The sequence below is a fragment of the Pseudomonas sp. F3-2 genome, assembly GCF_038804275.1.
GTDB lineage: Bacteria > Pseudomonadota > Gammaproteobacteria > Pseudomonadales > Pseudomonadaceae > Aquipseudomonas.
This window is the reverse complement of record NZ_CP152388.1, coordinates 48,222-64,647: the sequence shown is the minus strand read 5'-3', so window position 1 is coordinate 64,647 and position 16,426 is coordinate 48,222. Positions and strand designations below refer to the sequence as shown.

Below are 16,426 nucleotides of genomic sequence, written 5' to 3'. Positions count from 1 at the left end.
GCGAGGTTGCTGCCTCGCTCCCATAGAAGAGGGGAAGACCCGGATCACCCTGACATCAATGCAGCGCCGCGCCACCAATCGACGTGCGAATCCGCCCTTCTACTCGTCGCTTGAGCAGGCGCTGCTCAAGCAGCAGTCGCGACCCCTGAGCCGCATTGGCGCGCCCCCATTCCTCGAGCAGCTCCAGACACGAATGATCGATGTAGCTGAGATTGCCCAGCGGCACGTGCAACGTAGTGCCCGCAGGCACTGACGCCAGCGCCTGCGTCAGAGCAGGGACTTTGAGGAACGTGGCCGCACCGGTCAGACGCAGTTCCATCTCGCCCTCGGCCGGGAGGTCCACCAGATTGATCTTCAGGCGCGATGCATTCAACGCCAGCTTCACCAGCGTCAGACCGAAACCGATCAACACGCCGGTCAGCAGGTCCGTGAAGATGATGGCGGCCGCCGTCGCACCGTAGATGAACATCGGCATACGCCCGTAGCGCCCCAGACCGCGCAACGCTTTGAGGTCTACCAGCTTCACACCGGTGAAGACCAGCACACCGGCGAGGCTCGCGACGGGAATGCTTTGCAGCACGCTGGACAACAGCAGTACGAAGGCCAGCAACCACAAGCCGTGGAACATCGCAGACAGACGGGTTTTCGCACCGGCCTGGACGTTCGCGGAGCTGCGCACAATGACGCCCGTCATTGGCAAAGCGCCCACCAGACCGCACAGCATGTTGCCAACGCCTTGCGCGCTCAGTTCTTTGTCGAAGTCCGAACGCTGGCCGTCGTGCATGCGGTCCACAGCAGCCGCCGACAAGAGCGTTTCGGCGCTGGCGATGAATGCCACTGCAATCGCTGCAATCAGAATTGCCGGATCCGCCAGGTTCAGCAGATCGGCAGGACGCAGCCAGTCGATCGCTTCGGCAAGGTTAGCGGGCACTTCCACGCGCTTGACCTGCAAGCTCATCGCAAGGCTGACCGCCGTCGCGATCCCGACGCCCAGCAACGCGCCCGGCACGAAACGCAGCGCGTGGGGCCGGCGCTTTTCCCACAGCCACATCACGGCAATCGTGCCCAGGCCCAGCAAACCAGCCTGCATGCCGCTTCCCGGCCCAATGGCGCCGAACAGCGTCTGCGGGAAGGCGATCAGGTTATCCAGCCCCGAAGGTTTCGGGCCACTGTCGAACATCACATGGGCCTGGGACAGCACGATCAACACGCCGATACCCGCCAGCATTCCGTACACCACAGCGGGCGCGGTGACGCGAAACCAGCATCCGAGCTTCAGCCGACCCGCGAGCAGTTGCAGCACGCCCGCCAGCACGAGGATGGGGCCCAACATTGCCATGCCGTGCTCGCGAACGAGTTCGAACACCAGCACCGCAAGACCCGCGGCCGGACCACTGACCTGCAAGGGCGAGCCGGCGAGCCAGCCCACCACCAGACCACCGATGATCCCGGTGATCAAGCCTTTGGCTGGCGGCATGCCCGACGCAATCGCAATACCCATGCACAGTGGCAGCGCCACCAGAAACACCACCACGGAAGCCAGCAGCTCCCGTGGCAACAAAGCTTTCAGATCTGTAGAAGCCATGACGACTCTCCGGTAAATCTTCAGACGTGACAACGCCCGACGGCACGCGCAAAGCGCGGCCGCTACGAGCTTGAATGAGGTTCGAACCGTCAGCTGTGAAGTGGATTCACGGGCTCTTGGGTGTGATCAGCGAGTGATCGTCAATAGCGCTTTCGAGGTGTCGCCATCGGGATCGAGTGTTCGCCATCGAGGGGCAGGAATGTTCCTTGTTCGGCATCGTAGGCCCGGATTTCACTGGTTTCGATGTCGTATACCCAGCCATGGATGAACAACTGGCCACTGGCGATTTTCGACGCGACAGAAGGGTGTGTCTGCAGGTGACGCAGCTGGGCGATGACGTTCTCTTCGGTCAGCACGTGCATGGTTTCGTGCTCGCCTGTGCAACTGCAGTTGTCCTGCACCACGGTCTTGGCGACCTCGGCATGACGCAGCCAGGCTTTTACCGTCGGCATGCGTTCCAGCGTGTCTGGATTGAGAACCGCACGCATCGCGCCACAATCGGAGTGGCCGCAGATGATGATGTGGTGCACGCCCAGCGCCAGCACGGCATATTCGATGGCGGTCGACACGCCGCCGTTCATGGGGCCGTAAGGCGGCACGACGTTGCCCACGTTACGTGTGACGAACAGGTCGCCCGGCGAGCTTTGAGTAATGAGTTCGGGCACGATGCGCGAGTCGGCGCAGGTGATGAACATCGCTTTGGGGTGCTGTGCAGTAGCGAGTTTCTTGAAGAGCTCTTCCTGTTCAGGGAAGACGTCGTGGCGGAAGTGCTTGAAGCCATCAACGATGTGCTGCAGCGCTGCATCGGCGGAATCTGTAGTCGAGGTGCCTGCCGAGGCAGCCGACTGCGGTTTATCCTGGTTACTCATGTCTGATCCTCACTGTCGGATTGAAGTGGATATTCCAGTGTTTCCCGGGGGATGACCCACTTTTTTCTGGCATTACGGACAATTCCCTTTGCACGCGACCAGCCGGTCACTTGCAGTTACCCTAACGGTCCAAACTTAATTGAAACTGAATGCATCGCTCTAGACCGCGGGTTCTGCTTAAGAAAATCTTAATCGATGCGAGCCAGGCGCCTATCGCCCAGCTGCAATACAGTTAAGACGCCAGCCGGGTCACAGCAATGACATCTGTCCTCCCGGCGGGCAGAAGGCCTCGCAGTCGAGTCGGAAACTCTCGCGGCGGTTCAGTCCCAGCTTCTTTACCGCGATACTGTACCGCTGCGCCAGCAACTCTGCGAACACGCCTTCGCCGCGCATGCGCGAGCCAAATCGGCTGTCGTAGACCTGACCGCCACGGCTCTGCCGGACCAGACTCATCACGTGTTCAGCCCGCTGAGGATAATGCGCTTGCAGCCACTCCTCGAACAGCGGCGCGACCTCCAGCGGTAACCTCAACATGACGTAGCTGGCGCTCAGGGCTCCAGCCTGTCTGGCCTCGGCCATGAGTTTTTCGAGCTCCATGTCGTTAATCATCGGAATGATCGGCGCGAGCAGCACGCCGACCGGAATGCCCGCGTCGCGCAGCACCCGGATCGCCCGCAAGCGGGCCTTGGGCGCAGCGGCGCGCGGTTCGAGGATGCGTTTCAGCTCGTCGTCCAGCGATGTCAGGCTGATGAACACCGAGACCAGGTTCAACTTCGCCAGCTCCGCCAGCAGATCCAGGTCGCGAAGGATCAGCGAGCCTTTTGTGATGATGGTTACCGGGTGCCGGAAGCGCAGCAGAACTTCCAGCGTGGCTCGAGTGATCTTGTATTCACGCTCGATGGGCTGATAGGGATCCGTGTTCGCGCCCAAGGTGATCGGCGCTACGCTGTAGCCCGGTTTCGACAGTTGCTGCTCCAGCAAGGCCGCAGCGTTCGTCTTGGCGATCAGCCTGGTCTCGAAGTCCAGCCCCGGCGACATGTCCCAATAAGCATGGCTGGGTCGGGCGTAGCAATAAATGCAGCCATGTTCGCAGCCTCTGTACGGATTGATCGAACGGTCGAAGGGAATATCGGGCGAGGAATTGCGCGCAATGATGCTTTTAGCGGTTTCATGCGTGACCGTCGTGCCTTGGGTGACCGGCACTTCCTGATACCAACCGTCGTCCTCGGCGACCGAGCGATTTGGCGCAAAGCGGTTATGCGGATTCGTTGCGGTACCGCGGCCGCGTGGGGGCATTGAGATGGACATGCGAGCCTCTCGATAACTGTCTATTTATACAGTATCCCGAAACAACGCTCGCCTCCATGTGCATGGCAGAAATAATCCCCAGCGCCGATCAACGGCCCAACAAAGCTTTGACGCGTGTATTACACGATGTTGACCTCGCGCAGCACAGACTCGCCGCATCCAAACCTGCCGCCCTGCACGGTGCCTCCGATGCGAAAACGCTTGCTCGTCTCTCCTGTTCTGCCGAAGGTCATTGCATTACTGCTCGGCGTCTCGCTGGCCAGTCTCGCATCGGCCGCGGACTCCGCTTCCCTTCCGACGCCACGTCCCGATCAATGGGCTCAGCCGATCGACCCGCATTACAACCTCTACCGGATCACGCCCACGCTGTACCGCAGCCGTCAGCCTGACGTGGCTGCGCAGCCGTTGCTCGAAAAGCTGGGCATACACATTGTGGTGAACTTCATCAAAGACAGTGACAGCGCATGGCTGACCGACCCCTCCGTGCGGCAAGTGCAGATCCCTCTGCAAACCGTGCACGTCGACGATGCCGACATGCTGCAAAGCCTGCGCGCGATACAGACGGCGCAGCAGCACGGACCAGTCCTCATCCACTGCAAACACGGGCTGGATCGAACCGGGCTGGTGGCCGCCATGTATCGAATCGTGATTCAGGGCTGGACCAAACAAGCCGCACTGGATGAGATGGAACACGGCGGTTATGGCGACGCTGATAACCTGAAACACGGCATCGACTACATCAACCGGGTTGACGTGGGCGCACTGAAAGCAGCCCTCGACAGCGGCGCGTGCAGCACCAGCGCATTTGCCAGCTGCGCAATAAAGGGCTGGTTTCAGAAGACCGATGGGGTCGGAGTGCAAACGATTCTGCGGCGGTTGTGACCGGCGAATTCATTACTGGCGGTGTCGGCAAGATTCTTATTTTGCAACAGTCCTGACCTGCCACAAGATGGCGCAAACGCTAAACATCACTACTACTTAGAACCGTGCCGATGATCGGCCGTTATTACTCATGATTTGAACCCTCTCTCGCTCGAAAAGGATTTCGACAGTGAACCTACGTTATTTATTCTTCCCGCTGGCGGCGGTCTTCGCCGTTGCCACGCACACTGCACAAGCACTACCTATGGACCCGAAAGACAAACCGTTCAACGAGTACAGTTGGGTCACTACCCACAACGCATATGAAAAGATCAATCAGAACCTCAAGGAGATACCCACGCAGTTAAACGATGGCGTGAGAGGCTTCATGCTTGATCTTTACGTCGACGCTTTTGATTCACGCGCTGCATATCGAGTCAGAATTTGTCATAAAACGTTAGCCTGTTACGGACCGTTTTCAGCTCAGCTGAAAAATGAGTTTCTGCCGTTTCTGAAAGCCAATCCAAGTGAAATCGTGACGTTATTCCTGGAGTCATACGTTCAACGCGAGCACGTTCAAGAAGTGTTCAACACGCTTCCTGAGTTGGCAGACGTTTCCTTCGATCCGTCCAACTTTCCGGCTGAACGTTGGCCGACACTCAATGAAATGGCAGCCACGAATAATCGCCTCATTATGTTGGCCGACAATCGCCAGATTGCTGGCGATTACTGGGTCGACGGCAAAAAAATCACCGTGCTGTTCGACCAGGACTGGATTGTTCAGAACAGGTGGGACACGTTGGGCAACATCGCCAGCAGTATCGAAAGCGCCCATGACTGGTCCTGTCCGACACGCTGGGACGCGCTGCCGTTGAACACGCCGAAGGTGGCGGCCTCAACAGGTAAGCAATGGGAGCCTTTGTTCCTGATGAATCAATTCCACCCCGGCACTTCCACGATCTTCGACTCGGCCAGTTATGACAACAACCTCACCTACCTCAAGCGTCGTGAAGACAACTGCGGTGTCACACCCAACTATGTCGGTATCAATAATTACCGGAGTGGCGAAGTCAATCGCTATACCCAGGCGCTCAGCAATGGCGGGATTTATTTGCATGAAGGCCCGAGCGCGGCCAGATCTCAAGACCTGGTCTGCGTGATACCCGTTCGTGCCGGCGTGGTAAACCTTGATGCCAATGGCTGTGAAAATGATGAGGCACGGTCGATTTCCTTGTCGGGCGTGGCCAAAGGTACCCGCATCCAGCTATTTGATAACGGCAACGGCAGCACCCAAGACGATCACATCACCATCGACGTGCAACGCGACATCGGATTGCGAGAGCGCGTGGTCGTCCCGGACTTCGAGTCGGACGCCAGCAACATCCACTTCAAGGCTGTCTACATCCGCAACAACGGTCTCAACGGCAAGGTGTCGCGCGTCGTCATTGGCCATACGCCTCAGGATTTCTCAGATGCCTCAATAGCGTTTTACGAAGGCAACAATGCCGGGCAAAACCTGGACTGCGTCCTTCCGTTTAACACCAGCCACACAGTAAAAATGCAGAGCAATCCATACGGTTGTTCGAATGACGAGATCCGGTCGGCGAAAATCATCAAAGCCAAGGCTGGAACATCGTTTACGCTCACTGGCGACCCGAGTGGCGATTTCAACGAGGGCAGAACCAATGTGCAGGTTCTGCGCGACATCACCACTCCCGTGATCATCCCCGGGTTTAACAGCTCTTACTCGAATGCAGACGTCAAAGTCACGAATTACACCAAGCAAATCGAAGGTAAAATTTCTTTCGGCTACATCAACGGCGCGAAATAACTGAAACCCAGACGAAAACGGGATACCTGTCGGTATCCCGTTTGCGTTTACTGGCGTCGCTTCAGCTCGGATCAATCGGCTTTTTCAGCTTCGGATTAGGGAAGAACTGCACGCCCTGCACCTTGGGGTCTGCCGGTTTGACCGGCGCCTTATTGACGCGCGTGCCCAGCTCCTTGGGAATCGACTGCCCCTGAGCGTTGAGCGTGTCCGAATACCCGCAGTGCACGCATTCACGATGAGGCACATCGTCTTCGTTCCACATCATCAACTTGTCAGGCTCGCTGCACGCCGGGCAGACAGCCCCGGCGATGAAGCGCTTTTTGGTAATCACTGGCGGTGTATCGGTCATGCTGCCGCTTCCTCACTCAAGCCGGAATGGCGCAAGAGTGCGTCAATCGAAGGCTCGCGTCCGCGGAAGTCGACGAACAGCACCATCGGCGCCTGTGAACCGCCACGGGCCAGGATCGCTTCGCGGAAGGCGCGGCCGGTCTCGGCATTGAGCACGCCGTCCTCTTCGAATTTCGAGAAAGCGTCGGCCGACAGCACTTCTGCCCACTTGTAGCTGTAGTAACCCGCCGCGTAACCGCCCGCAAAGATGTGCGCGAAGCTGTTGGGGAAGCGGTTGTAGGCGGGCGGACGCATCACCGACACCTCGTCCCGCACGCCTTCGAGCACTTGCAGCGTGCTGCGGCCATCGCCGTGCGTTGCGTGCAGTTCGAAATCGAACAGCGAGAACTCAAGCTGACGCACCATCATCAGGCCGGACTGGAAGTTCTTCGCGGCGAGCATCTTTTCCAGCAGATCCTGAGGCAGCGGCTCGCCAGTCTCATAGTGGCCGGAAATCAGCGCCAGGCCTTCAGGCTCCCAGCACCAGTTTTCCATGAACTGGCTTGGCAGCTCGACCGCGTCCCACGCCACGCCGTTGATGCCAGAAGCGCCCGCGTGCTCCACGCGCGTCAGCAAGTGGTGCAGGCCATGGCCGAACTCGTGGAACAGGGTGGTCACTTCATCGTGAGTCAGCAGCGCAGGCTTGCCGGGGGCCGCCGGCGTGAAATTGCACACCAGATTGGCAACCGGACTTTGCAGTGCGCCGGCAGAGGTGCGACGACGGTCTCGAGCGCCGTCCATCCAGGCACCGCCTCGCTTGTTGGCGCGGGCATAGAGGTCGAAGAAGAAGCGACCGACGTGCTGCCCGTTTTCCTTGATTTCAAACAGGCGGACGTCGGGATGCCAGGTATCGAAGCCTTTCTGCTCCGCAATTTCGATGCCGTACAGTTTCTGCACGATAGCGAACAGGCCAGTGAGCACTTTGTCGATCGGGAAGTAGGCGCGCAGGACTTCCTGAGAAACGCTGTAACGCTGCTCGCGCAGCTTCTCGCCATAGAAACCGCTGTCCCAGCTTTGCAGATCCGGGCAACCCTGTTCGGCGGCATAGGCTTTGAGCTGTTGCAGATCCTGAGCGGCGAACGGCTTGCTGCGCTTGGCCAGATCGCGCAAGAAGCTGAGCACTTGATCGCTGGACTCCGCCATTTTCGTCGCCAGGCTCAATTCCGAAAAACTGGCGAAACCCAACAGCCTGGCCAGTTCCTGCCGCAGGTCGAGGATTTGCTCCATGACCGGGCCATTGTCGTTCTTGCCAGCGTTGGGGCCCTGATCAGAGGCGCGGGTGCAATACGCCGCGTAGACTTCTTCACGCAGGGCGCGGTCTTCGGCGTACGTCATGACGGCGTAGTAGCTCGGAAACTCCAGCGTGATCAGGTAGCCGTCCAGGTCCTTGGCTTTGGCAGCCGCAGCCATTTGTGCCTTGGCAGAATCGGTCAGACCGGCGAGGGCAGCCTCGTCCGTGACATGCTTGGTCCAGGCTTGAGTCGCATCGAGCAACTGGTTGGAAAACTGGCTGCCCAGCTCCGACAGCTTGCTCTGCACTTCGGCGTAACGCTTCTGTTGTTCAGGCGGCAGGTCGATGCCGGACAAGCGGAAGTCACGCAGCGAGTGTTCCAGAATGGTTTTTTGCGCGACATCGTAAGTCGCTGCTTCCGGGCTATTGGCCAGCGCTTCAAACGCCTGGAACAGCTCGCGGTTCTGGCCCATTTCGGTCGAATAGGCGCTCAGCGCGGGCAGGCACGACTCATAGGCTTCGCGCAGCTCGGCACTGTTGCACACGGCATTCAGGTGGCTGACCGGACTCCAGGCAGCGCCCAGACGATCGTTTAGCTCGTCCATCGCCAGCACCAGGCCGGCCCATGTAGGCTGCGAACCTTGCTTGGCAAGGATGTCGGCAATCGCTGCGCGGTTGTCGGCGAGAATCTGGTCAATGGCTGGTTTTACGTGCTCGGCGCGGATCGCCGAGAAAGGTGGCAGGTCGTACGATTGCAAAAGAGGGTTGTTCGCGCTCACGGTTTGGCACCTTGGCTGGAAGAAACACCCAAGCATCTTAATTACAATCGGCGCTGACCGCAGCTATCTAACGGGGATAGCCCTGCTATCAGTGCCAGAGAAGGAGCCTATCGTGGCCATTCGCACATTCCAGAATCACACGCCAGCCCTTGGAGAGCGGGCGTTCGTCGACCATTCGGCCGTTGTCATCGGCGACGTCGAAATCGGGACGGACAGCTCGGTGTGGCCGCTGACGGTGATCCGCGGCGATATGCACCGCATCCGCATCGGCGCGCGCACCAGCGTTCAGGACGGCAGTGTGCTGCACATCACCCACGCCGGGCCGTTCAACCCTGATGGCTTCCCGCTGTTGATCGGTGACGAAGTCACCATCGGCCACAAAGTGATGTTGCATGGCTGCACCATCGGCAGTCGCATACTGATCGGGATGGGGAGCACGATCATGGACGGCGCGGTGGTCGAGGATGAAGTCATCATCGGTGCCGGCAGTCTGGTGCCGCCGGGCAAACGCCTTGAGAGCGGCTTCCTGTATGTCGGCCGCCCGGTGAAACAGCTTCGTGCGCTGACCGAAAAGGAAATGGCGTTCTTCCCATACAGCGCGACCAATTACGTGAAGCTCAAGGACCAGCATCTGGCCGAAGGTTTCGACAAGCCCTGATTGGCTGGACGGCTAAACATTCTTTACATGCTTCGAGAGACAACATGCATTACCAGAACATTCTGTTCGATCTGGACGGCACTCTGACCGATCCACGGGAAGGCATCACCCGTTCGATCCAGTTCGCCTTGAGCAAGCTGGGCATCGACGAACCCGACATCACCCGGCTTGAGCACTTCATCGGTCCGCCGCTGTTGCAGCAATTCATGCACGCCTATGAGTTCGACGAAGCCAAGGCATGGGAAGCGGTGGGCTTTTATCGCGAGCGCTTCAAGGTGACCGGCCTGTACGAGAATCTGGTGTTCGACGGCGTGTTCGAGCTGCTCGACCTGCTCTCGGACCAAGGCCGCACGCTGTTCATCGCGACCTCCAAACCATGGGTGTTCGCCCATGAGATCGCCCGGCATTTCGACTTTGCCCGGCATTTCAAGCTGATTTACGGCAGTGAGCTGGACGGCACCCGCACCGACAAGGTCGAGCTGATCCGGCATTTGCTGGAAGAGGAAAAGCTGGACCCCAAACAGACGCTGATGATCGGCGACCGCAAACACGATTTGATCGGTGGCAAGCGCAACGGGCTGGATGTGGCGGCGGTGGGTTATGGATTCGGCAGTCGCGAGGAGCTGGAAGCCGAGGCGCCGACCTATCACTTTGATTCAATCCAAGCGCTGCATCAGGCGTTTCTCAAGTCCTGAGAGCGCCCTGAACCGTGCAGGAGCGCGCTTGCCCGGAAAGGTATTCCGTTTGTGAGGATTCAGCCCAGAGCAAGCGCGCGCCTACCGTTGATCACGTCAGCCTGCTGGCTTCGCCAATCGCAGCAACGCCGCCTTGCGCGCTTCCTTGGGCAACGCACCCAGCTTTTCGACGGCGGCGTAAAACATCGTCCAGTCTCCATTCACCTGTCTGAACAACGCTTCAAACGACGGAACCCACTGGTCGTACAGACCGATGGGCAGCAAACGTGCGTTGTTCATTGGTGCGTAGACCCAACTGTCAAAGCGCTTGTCGCCACTCCACTGGCTGTCACGCATTCGCCGATACTCCTGACGCAGCCGCTCGAATTCCGCCGCCTTGCGCTGGCGCATGACCTCTGCGCTCAAAGGCTCGGCGTACAGGGCTTTCAGACGATCTCGGGTCGCCAGAACGAGCGCGGTCAGCTGATCGCGTCGCCGGGTCTCTGACGTGACACCCTCTGCGGGCAATCCGCGCGCCGTCCGCCATTGCCGGGTTCCTTCCTGCTCCACGAAGGTAGCGTAGGACTCATTGAACTCACTGTCGTCCTTCACGTAAAAACGTTGATGCGCCAGTTCATGGAATATCAGCGTGGCCAGGCGCTCGTCGCCCCAGCTCATCATCGAACTGATGATCGGGTCGTCGAACCAGCCAAGGGTGGAGTACGCCTCGACGCCGCTGACGTAGACATCTTTGCCGTCGACTTTTTGCAGCGCCGCCTCGCCGCGCGCCGCGCCTTGGGTGTAGTAGCCGCGATAGGCGACGCACCCGGCAATCGGGAAGCAATGTGTGACCGGGTCCAGTGAAAACTCGCCCGTGGCGAAGACATTCCACACCACATAGGGGCGATGGATGTCCGCGTACAGGCGATAGCTTTTGTTGTCGGGCAAATGCAGATGCTCGCTGGCAAATGCCCGCGCCTGTTGCGACTTGAGCAAATGGTCGCGCAGTGTCGGGTCGCTGTCAGGATCAGCGATGACCTGCGTCACCGGCTGACGTGCTCTGAGCAAGGCCATCTGGCCGCTGGCCAATTGCGAGTAATAGGAAAGACTGGAGCAGCCGCTGAGGAGTAAAATCGCCAGCATCGGCAGGGCACGCTGGAGCTTCGGGGTTTCAGATCGATTCATGCAGCGCCCTTGGCGTCCAAGTCGAAGATCGAAGAAAACAGCGTTATGCCGGACAGCCGGCCTTTGACGCAACCACCATTATCATCTGCCCACTGCGGAGTCAGTCATGCGCTTGCCCTTGTCGTTCATCGTCCTGAGTCTGCTGGCCGGTTGCGCAGGCCCCTTGCCTGCAGTTGATCCGCAGCAGGCGTGGGTCGATCTGCACACGTTCACCGGCAAGACGCTGATGGCCGACAAACTGGACGGCAAGCGCACCGAAGACGGGCGTTATTTTCAGGTCACGCCAGGCAAGCACAAGCTGGAAGTGCGCTACGACTATGAATACGCGCCCGGCGGAATGGGGCTGTCGATGGACATCTACAACGAACTGACCTGCTACGTCACGATCAATTACGATCACTTCGAAGCCGGCCACCGATACCGTCTGGATGTTCGCCACATCGCCAATAGCATCGACGCCCAATTGCGTGACGAACAGCGCAAGGTGCTGGCGGAAGAGGGTGAGATTTTTTGTATTCCCTGAGGCTTGTCGTCACGCCACCGCAGTCTGCGGGGCGATGATCTGAGGCAGCGAGCGTGCTCGCGAAGCCTCATTTCCAACCATTGCATCTCCACAGCATGCACCGCCCTGTTCCCGGCGGAAGCCGCTCCTACAGACGCTGCGAGCTTTTCGTGGGACTGGCTTCAACCGGGAAGGCGTCGGGTGTGACGCGTTGATCAACGCGGCGTTTTAGACAGTTGGCTCATGCGCATGGGGAACGCGTCCGGTACTCACTCACCGGTCATTCTTCTGATAGATGATCTTCCTGGTGCCGTTTTCGCAGGTGCCCACGACCATGTTCTGGTCCTGCACTTCTTCGTTGCTGACGATTTCCAGTGTGTAGGAGCTGACATTCTGCGCCTGGATCTTGGCCTCGATTTCGGCTTTGAGCTCTTCACAAGGTTTGGGGGCGGCCCACAGGCTGCTGCTCAATGCACCCAGAATCAGGGTTAGGGCGATACGTTTCATGTTCGTGTCCTCCGACGCCGAGCAATACGCATCGGCCCTTCATGTGACCGTCCAGGCCTGAGCGGGTTCTCAAGGCCATAAACGAAGATGGCCCGCATTTGCGGGCCATCGGGACAATCATTGCTCGGATCAGCTCACCAGGGTGGCGTCCAGCGTGATCTTGGCATTGAGCACTTTCGAAACCGGGCAGCCTTCTTTGGCTTTAGCGGTCAATTCATCGAATTGCGCCTGAGTAGCGCCAGGCACCTTGGCCTTGAGGATCAAATGTACGGCGGTGATCGAGAAGCCTTCGCCTTCCTGAGCGAGAGTGACCTCAGCCTGGGTGTCGATGCTGTCAGCTTTCAGATTAGCGCCGCCCAGGATCATCGACAGGGCCATCGAGAAGCAGCCAGCGTGCGCTGCGCCGATCAGTTCTTCCGGGTTCGTGCCTTTACCGCCTTCGAAGCGGGCCTTGAAGCCATAAGGCGCTTCGCGCAGAACGCCGGTTTCAGTGGAGATGCTGCCGATGCCAGACTTCAGATCACCTTCCCAGTGTGCGGATGCTTTCTTGACGATGCTCATGGTGTCTCCTCATGAAAAAGTGCGATTTCGCTCGCACGCGGACCAAAGGTCTGAGGAGTGTAGGCGCGAGTTAGTTCAACGGTTATGACTTGTGTGCTTTTTTACTCCCGTGGCGGCCGCTATTTCCGACCAAATTAGTAGGAAATTTCCTTTTACCCATTGCAACCTCAAATTACGGCCTTATCCTAGGACCTTAACGCAAATATTTAGGCTTAACGAAGGCACTGTTCTGGCGTCATGCTGATCCAGGCTGCCTGACCAAGCCCCAAGAGGATCGACAGCGGCCTATGAAACGACTAGCTGATGTGAAGATTTCCACCCTGGATCTGGTGCCCGTTCGCGAAGACACAGGCCCGGCAGTCTCTCTGCGCAACTCGCTGGATCTCGCGCAACACGTGGAGAAGTGGGGTTACAACCGATTCTGGGTGGCTGAGCACCACAACATGGACGGCATCGCCAGCTCCGCAACGTCGGTGCTGCTGGCTTATCTGGCAGGCGGCACCTCGACCATTCGTGTCGGCTCCGGCGGCGTGATGCTGCCCAACCACGCGCCACTGGTGATTGCCGAGCAGTTCGGTACGCTCGCCAGTCTCTATCCCGGCCGCATCGATCTGGGTCTGGGCCGGGCGCCCGGTTCCGATCAGATGACCGCTCGTGCCCTGCGCCGCGAGCGTTCCGGCAGTGCCGACGACTTTCCGGACGATGTCACCGAGCTGATGAACTACCTCGGTCCGCGCCAGCCTCATCAGCGGGTCATTGCCGTGCCGGGCACCAACACCAATGTGCCGGTCTGGCTGCTGGGTTCGAGTCTGTTCAGCGCTCAACTGGCTGGCCAGCGCGGATTGCCCTATGCCTTCGCCTCGCACTTTGCACCGCGTTACATGCACGAGGCCATCCGCGTGTACCGCAACCACTTCCAGCCGTCCGCCGTGCTCGATAAGCCTTATGTGATGCTGGGCGTTCCGCTCGCGGCCGCTGACACCGACGAACAGGCTGAATATCTGGTGACCTCGGTCTATCAGCGCATTCTCAACCTGATGCGCGGACAGAGCCTGATGCAGAAGCCGCCGGTGCAGAGCATGAACGGTCTGTGGTTGCCTCACGAGCGCGAGGCGGTGATGGATTTCCTGGGACTGGCGATGGTGGGCGGCCCGGAAAAGATCCGCGCCAAGCTCGACGTGCTGCTGGAACAGACTGATGCCGACGAACTGATTTTTACCTGCGACATGTACGAGCATGCTGATCGACTGCGTTCGTACGAGATCCTGGCGCAGGTCGCTCGGGGCTGAATTTCATGGTCCTGCCGTTTGGTAGGCTTGAGCTTGCTCGCGCCCACGATGACCGGAGCACGCGAGCTGCCAGGTTCATCGTCCGAGCATAAAAAAACCGACGCCACGTGCGTCGGTTTTCATTTTGCGTAAACGGGCTTTATTAGCCGCGTTTGTAGACGATTTCCTTGGTGCCGCCTTCGCAGGTGCCGACGACTTTTCCATCTGCCGAGCTGCCTTTGTCAACGGCTTCAAGGGTGTAAGACGCGACGCCTTTGGCTTTGATCTTCGCGTCGATGTCCGCCTTCACGTCATCGCACGACTTCCCGGCCGCCATGGCAGTGCCCGCAATACTCAACAACCCTACCGCCAAAAGAAACTTCTTCATGGGTCACACTCCCTCGTCAGGCGCTTTCAAGCGAAAAGGGCCGCTATCATCAAGCGGCCTGGCTACCTACCTTGCACCGCGAACGCTTCGATGAACGCTCGATTGCGCGGTATGTATAGCGAAGGTTGTGGCACTCGGCCAGTCGAAAAGTTCAGCGTTTTCAGCTGTTGTCGATGCGGAAGCCAACTTTGACGGTCACCTGGAAATGCGCCACTTTGCCGTCCTGGATGTGCCCTCGGGTTTCGAGCACCTCAAACCATTCCATGAACTTGACGGTTTTGGCCGCCTGGGCAATTGCATTTTGAATCGCATCGTCGGTGCTGGTGGTCGATGACCCCACCAGTTCGAGAATTTTGTAAGTGTGGTGATCAGTCATGGCAGTTCTCCTCAAGTGGTCTTCAATGGGAGCGTAGCAGCGAATTTGCTCCCTACGTCTGGTATGAAAACCGGCTGAAAAGTTCAGAAAAAACGGCACTTGCAAACCCGGAGTGCACTTTCTGAAAACCCTGTAGTCGGAAACAACACACGCCACTCATCACTGCAGGAGAGTCAAATCATGGCATTCACGTCATCCCGTAAAGCGTCTTTGCAAAGCATGGAAGCCGAGATCGAAAGTCTGCTCAAGTCGCTGGAGAGCCTGAAATCGGATGCTTCGGACGAGTCGCGCAAAACCCTGAAAACGCTGAAAGCCAATGCTGAAAGCGCGCTGAGCCATTCGCGCAGCCTGCTGAGCGACGTCTACGAAGACGCCAAGGTGAAAACCCGCGAAGCCAGCGTCGCCACCCGTGACTACGCTCAGGAACATCCTTGGACTACCGCCGGCGTTGCCGTTGGCGCGGTCGGTCTGCTGGCCGCTTATCTGTTGTGCAAACGCGGCAACTGATTACACCCGTCCCGATTGTTCAAGCTCCTGTTTGAGCCACTGAGCAAGCTGCTGCGCGCGCCCGTCCACAGCGCGCTTGGGCACCCATAGCGCCAGTTGCGCCGGGGTTTCGCTGAAACCCCATGGCGCAGCGAGGCGTCCTGCCTTCAGATCGTCAGCCACCAGCGGTTCCGGCGCGATTGCTATTCCCAGGCCAGCCACGGCCGCTTCCAGCAAGTAGTACAGATGCTCGAAACCCTGGCCGAAATGCAGGGCGTCGGGATCGATACCGTTGCTCAACGCCCAGCTGGGCCAGGCCTGCAATCGCGATGTCGTCTGCAACAGCGGCTCGTCGAGCAGCGCGCGGGCAGGAGATGCCTGCAACGCGTCGAAGCGGGAAAACCTGGGGCTCAATACCGGACCGATACGCTCGCTCGCCAATTCGTATACCTGCATGTCCGCAGGCCATGGCGGCTCGGCGAATATCAGCAATGCGTCCAGGCCCGGTCGCCGAGGATCCAGGTCGCCTTCTCCAGCAGACAGGTGCAGTCGCAGGTTGGGCAAATCCGCGTTCAACCGGCCCAGTCGCGGGATAAACCACCGCGCCAAGAGACTGCCGGAGCAGCCGAGCACAAACGGGGCGTCCGCGTTGCCGCGGCTTATTTCAACGCAGACGCTGCGCAGCCGGTCGAAAGCCTCGCTGCTGGCGTCGCGCAATCGAGTGCCGGCATCTGTGAGTTTCAAGCCACGACCGTCTTTAGTGAACAGCGCCACGCCAAGGTGTTCTTCCAGCACTTTCAACTGTCGGCTCACGGCCCCATGAGTGACGTGAAGCTGCTCGGCAGCCTGACTGACGCTATTCAAACGCGCAGTGGCTTCGAAAGCCCGCAAAGCATTGAGAGGAGGCAGGTCGCGGCTCATGATTTCTGTGAGTTTTCCTGACAGGACGTGTCGATCTTATCGGTTTTCA

18 protein-coding genes are annotated in these 16,426 nt (G+C 58.9%); 7 read left to right on the top strand and 11 right to left on the bottom strand.

Going from position 1 to position 16,426, the window contains the following annotated elements; genetic code table 11:
* Window positions 1–55 precede the first annotated feature (55 nt).
* From AAGQ88_RS00310 to AAGQ88_RS00300, 3 genes are all read right to left on the bottom strand, one after another.
* A complete protein-coding gene (locus tag AAGQ88_RS00310) occupies window positions 56–1,585 on the bottom strand; it encodes a SulP family inorganic anion transporter (RefSeq protein WP_342654123.1) in 1,530 nt (509 codons plus the stop codon).
* A 140-nt stretch (window positions 1,586–1,725) separates the two neighbouring features.
* Window positions 1,726–2,454: a carbonic anhydrase gene (locus AAGQ88_RS00305; protein ID WP_342654122.1), complete on the bottom strand. Its 729-nt coding sequence runs from the start codon at window positions 2,452–2,454 to the stop codon at window positions 1,726–1,728.
* 249 nt (window positions 2,455–2,703) lie between these two features.
* Window positions 2,704–3,762: a PA0069 family radical SAM protein gene (locus AAGQ88_RS00300; protein ID WP_342654121.1), complete on the bottom strand. Its 1,059-nt coding sequence runs from the start codon at window positions 3,760–3,762 to the stop codon at window positions 2,704–2,706.
* A 126-nt stretch (window positions 3,763–3,888) separates the two neighbouring features.
* On the opposite strand from AAGQ88_RS00300, the gene AAGQ88_RS00295 reads away from it, so the two are divergent.
* Together AAGQ88_RS00295 and AAGQ88_RS00290 are read left to right on the top strand one after the other, a co-directional pair.
* Complete coding sequence (locus AAGQ88_RS00295; protein ID WP_342654120.1) at window positions 3,889–4,644, top strand: dual specificity protein phosphatase family protein; 756 nt, start codon at window positions 3,889–3,891, stop codon at window positions 4,642–4,644.
* Between the two features lie 169 nt (window positions 4,645–4,813).
* Window positions 4,814–6,454: a hypothetical protein gene (locus AAGQ88_RS00290; protein WP_342654119.1), complete on the top strand. Its 1,641-nt coding sequence runs from the start codon at window positions 4,814–4,816 to the stop codon at window positions 6,452–6,454.
* Between the two features lie 61 nt (window positions 6,455–6,515).
* Here AAGQ88_RS00290 and AAGQ88_RS00285 read toward each other — a convergent pair whose 3' ends face one another.
* On the bottom strand, window positions 6,516–6,803 hold the full coding sequence (locus AAGQ88_RS00285; RefSeq protein WP_093466617.1) for a YheV family putative zinc ribbon protein: 288 nt from the start codon (window positions 6,801–6,803) through the stop codon (window positions 6,516–6,518).
* Window positions 6,800–8,887, bottom strand: a complete 2,088-nt coding sequence (gene prlC, locus AAGQ88_RS00280; RefSeq protein WP_342654118.1) for an oligopeptidase A — start codon at window positions 8,885–8,887, stop codon at window positions 6,800–6,802. The genes AAGQ88_RS00285 and prlC overlap by 4 nt, the downstream gene beginning before the upstream one ends.
* A 76-nt stretch (window positions 8,888–8,963) precedes the next feature.
* Here prlC and AAGQ88_RS00275 point away from each other — a divergent pair, with 76 nt between their 5' ends.
* The gene (locus AAGQ88_RS00275; protein WP_342654117.1) at window positions 8,964–9,509 is read left to right on the top strand and encodes a gamma carbonic anhydrase family protein; all 546 of its coding nucleotides are present in this window, start codon (window positions 8,964–8,966) and stop codon (window positions 9,507–9,509) included.
* A gap of 44 nt (window positions 9,510–9,553) precedes the next feature.
* Window positions 9,554–10,204 carry an HAD family hydrolase gene (locus AAGQ88_RS00270; RefSeq protein WP_342654116.1) on the top strand — a complete coding sequence of 217 codons (651 nt, stop codon included), beginning with the start codon at window positions 9,554–9,556 and terminating at the stop codon, window positions 10,202–10,204.
* Window positions 10,205–10,300: 96 nt separating this feature from the next.
* On the opposite strand, the gene AAGQ88_RS00265 is transcribed toward AAGQ88_RS00270, so the two are convergent.
* Window positions 10,301–11,368: an aminopeptidase gene (locus AAGQ88_RS00265; protein ID WP_342654115.1), complete on the bottom strand. Its 1,068-nt coding sequence runs from the start codon at window positions 11,366–11,368 to the stop codon at window positions 10,301–10,303.
* Between the two features lie 106 nt (window positions 11,369–11,474).
* On the opposite strand from AAGQ88_RS00265, the gene AAGQ88_RS00260 reads away from it, so the two are divergent.
* Complete coding sequence (locus AAGQ88_RS00260) at window positions 11,475–11,891, top strand: hypothetical protein (protein ID WP_342654114.1); 417 nt, start codon at window positions 11,475–11,477, stop codon at window positions 11,889–11,891.
* A gap of 252 nt (window positions 11,892–12,143) precedes the next feature.
* Here the strand turns inward: AAGQ88_RS00260 and AAGQ88_RS00255 are convergent, their stop codons facing one another.
* Entirely contained in the window at window positions 12,144–12,377 is a 234-nt protein-coding gene (locus AAGQ88_RS00255) for a DUF1161 domain-containing protein (RefSeq protein ID WP_285422764.1), read from the bottom strand.
* A gap of 129 nt (window positions 12,378–12,506) precedes the next feature.
* Window positions 12,507–12,938 carry an OsmC family protein gene (locus AAGQ88_RS00250; RefSeq protein WP_285422765.1) on the bottom strand — a complete coding sequence of 144 codons (432 nt, stop codon included), beginning with the start codon at window positions 12,936–12,938 and terminating at the stop codon, window positions 12,507–12,509.
* Between the two features lie 287 nt (window positions 12,939–13,225).
* Here AAGQ88_RS00250 and AAGQ88_RS00245 point away from each other — a divergent pair, with 287 nt between their 5' ends.
* Entirely contained in the window at window positions 13,226–14,227 is a 1,002-nt protein-coding gene (locus tag AAGQ88_RS00245) for an LLM class flavin-dependent oxidoreductase (protein ID WP_285422766.1), read from the top strand.
* A gap of 142 nt (window positions 14,228–14,369) precedes the next feature.
* Here AAGQ88_RS00245 and AAGQ88_RS00240 read toward each other — a convergent pair whose 3' ends face one another.
* Both AAGQ88_RS00240 and AAGQ88_RS00235 read right to left on the bottom strand, forming a co-directional pair.
* A complete protein-coding gene (locus AAGQ88_RS00240) occupies window positions 14,370–14,594 on the bottom strand; it encodes a DUF1161 domain-containing protein (RefSeq protein ID WP_285422767.1) in 225 nt (74 codons plus the stop codon).
* Window positions 14,595–14,754: 160 nt separating this feature from the next.
* Window positions 14,755–14,970 (bottom strand): dodecin, encoded by a 216-nt coding sequence (locus AAGQ88_RS00235; RefSeq protein WP_093466597.1) that lies wholly within the window; start codon window positions 14,968–14,970, stop codon window positions 14,755–14,757.
* A 180-nt stretch (window positions 14,971–15,150) separates the two neighbouring features.
* On the opposite strand from AAGQ88_RS00235, the gene AAGQ88_RS00230 reads away from it, so the two are divergent.
* Window positions 15,151–15,477, top strand: a complete 327-nt coding sequence (locus AAGQ88_RS00230) for a DUF883 family protein (protein ID WP_166593894.1) — start codon at window positions 15,151–15,153, stop codon at window positions 15,475–15,477.
* On the opposite strand, the gene AAGQ88_RS00225 is transcribed toward AAGQ88_RS00230, so the two are convergent.
* Window positions 15,478–16,377 (bottom strand): LysR family transcriptional regulator, encoded by a 900-nt coding sequence (locus tag AAGQ88_RS00225; RefSeq protein WP_342654113.1) that lies wholly within the window; start codon window positions 16,375–16,377, stop codon window positions 15,478–15,480. It abuts the gene before it with no gap.
* Window positions 16,378–16,426: the final 49 nt, after the last annotated feature.

Coding starts and splice junctions, on each gene's coding strand:
- AAGQ88_RS00310 (WP_342654123.1), bottom strand. CDS start 1,585: ATGGCTTCTACAGATCTGAAAGCTTTGTTGCCACGGGAGCTGCTGGCT.
- AAGQ88_RS00305 (WP_342654122.1), bottom strand. CDS start 2,454: ATGAGTAACCAGGATAAACCGCAGTCGGCTGCCTCGGCAGGCACCTCG.
- AAGQ88_RS00300 (WP_342654121.1), bottom strand. CDS start 3,762: ATGTCCATCTCAATGCCCCCACGCGGCCGCGGTACCGCAACGAATCCG.
- AAGQ88_RS00295 (WP_342654120.1), top strand. CDS start 3,889: ATGTTGACCTCGCGCAGCACAGACTCGCCGCATCCAAACCTGCCGCCC.
- AAGQ88_RS00285 (WP_093466617.1), bottom strand. CDS start 6,803: ATGACCGATACACCGCCAGTGATTACCAAAAAGCGCTTCATCGCCGGG.
- prlC (WP_342654118.1), bottom strand. CDS start 8,887: ATGCTTGGGTGTTTCTTCCAGCCAAGGTGCCAAACCGTGAGCGCGAAC.
- AAGQ88_RS00270 (WP_342654116.1), top strand. CDS start 9,554: ATGCATTACCAGAACATTCTGTTCGATCTGGACGGCACTCTGACCGAT.
- AAGQ88_RS00265 (WP_342654115.1), bottom strand. CDS start 11,368: ATGAATCGATCTGAAACCCCGAAGCTCCAGCGTGCCCTGCCGATGCTG.
- AAGQ88_RS00260 (WP_342654114.1), top strand. CDS start 11,475: ATGCGCTTGCCCTTGTCGTTCATCGTCCTGAGTCTGCTGGCCGGTTGC.
- AAGQ88_RS00255 (WP_285422764.1), bottom strand. CDS start 12,377: ATGAAACGTATCGCCCTAACCCTGATTCTGGGTGCATTGAGCAGCAGC.
- AAGQ88_RS00250 (WP_285422765.1), bottom strand. CDS start 12,938: ATGAGCATCGTCAAGAAAGCATCCGCACACTGGGAAGGTGATCTGAAG.
- AAGQ88_RS00245 (WP_285422766.1), top strand. CDS start 13,226: ATGAAACGACTAGCTGATGTGAAGATTTCCACCCTGGATCTGGTGCCC.
- AAGQ88_RS00240 (WP_285422767.1), bottom strand. CDS start 14,594: ATGAAGAAGTTTCTTTTGGCGGTAGGGTTGTTGAGTATTGCGGGCACT.
- AAGQ88_RS00235 (WP_093466597.1), bottom strand. CDS start 14,970: ATGACTGATCACCACACTTACAAAATTCTCGAACTGGTGGGGTCATCG.
- AAGQ88_RS00230 (WP_166593894.1), top strand. CDS start 15,151: ATGGCATTCACGTCATCCCGTAAAGCGTCTTTGCAAAGCATGGAAGCC.
- AAGQ88_RS00225 (WP_342654113.1), bottom strand. CDS start 16,377: ATGAGCCGCGACCTGCCTCCTCTCAATGCTTTGCGGGCTTTCGAAGCC.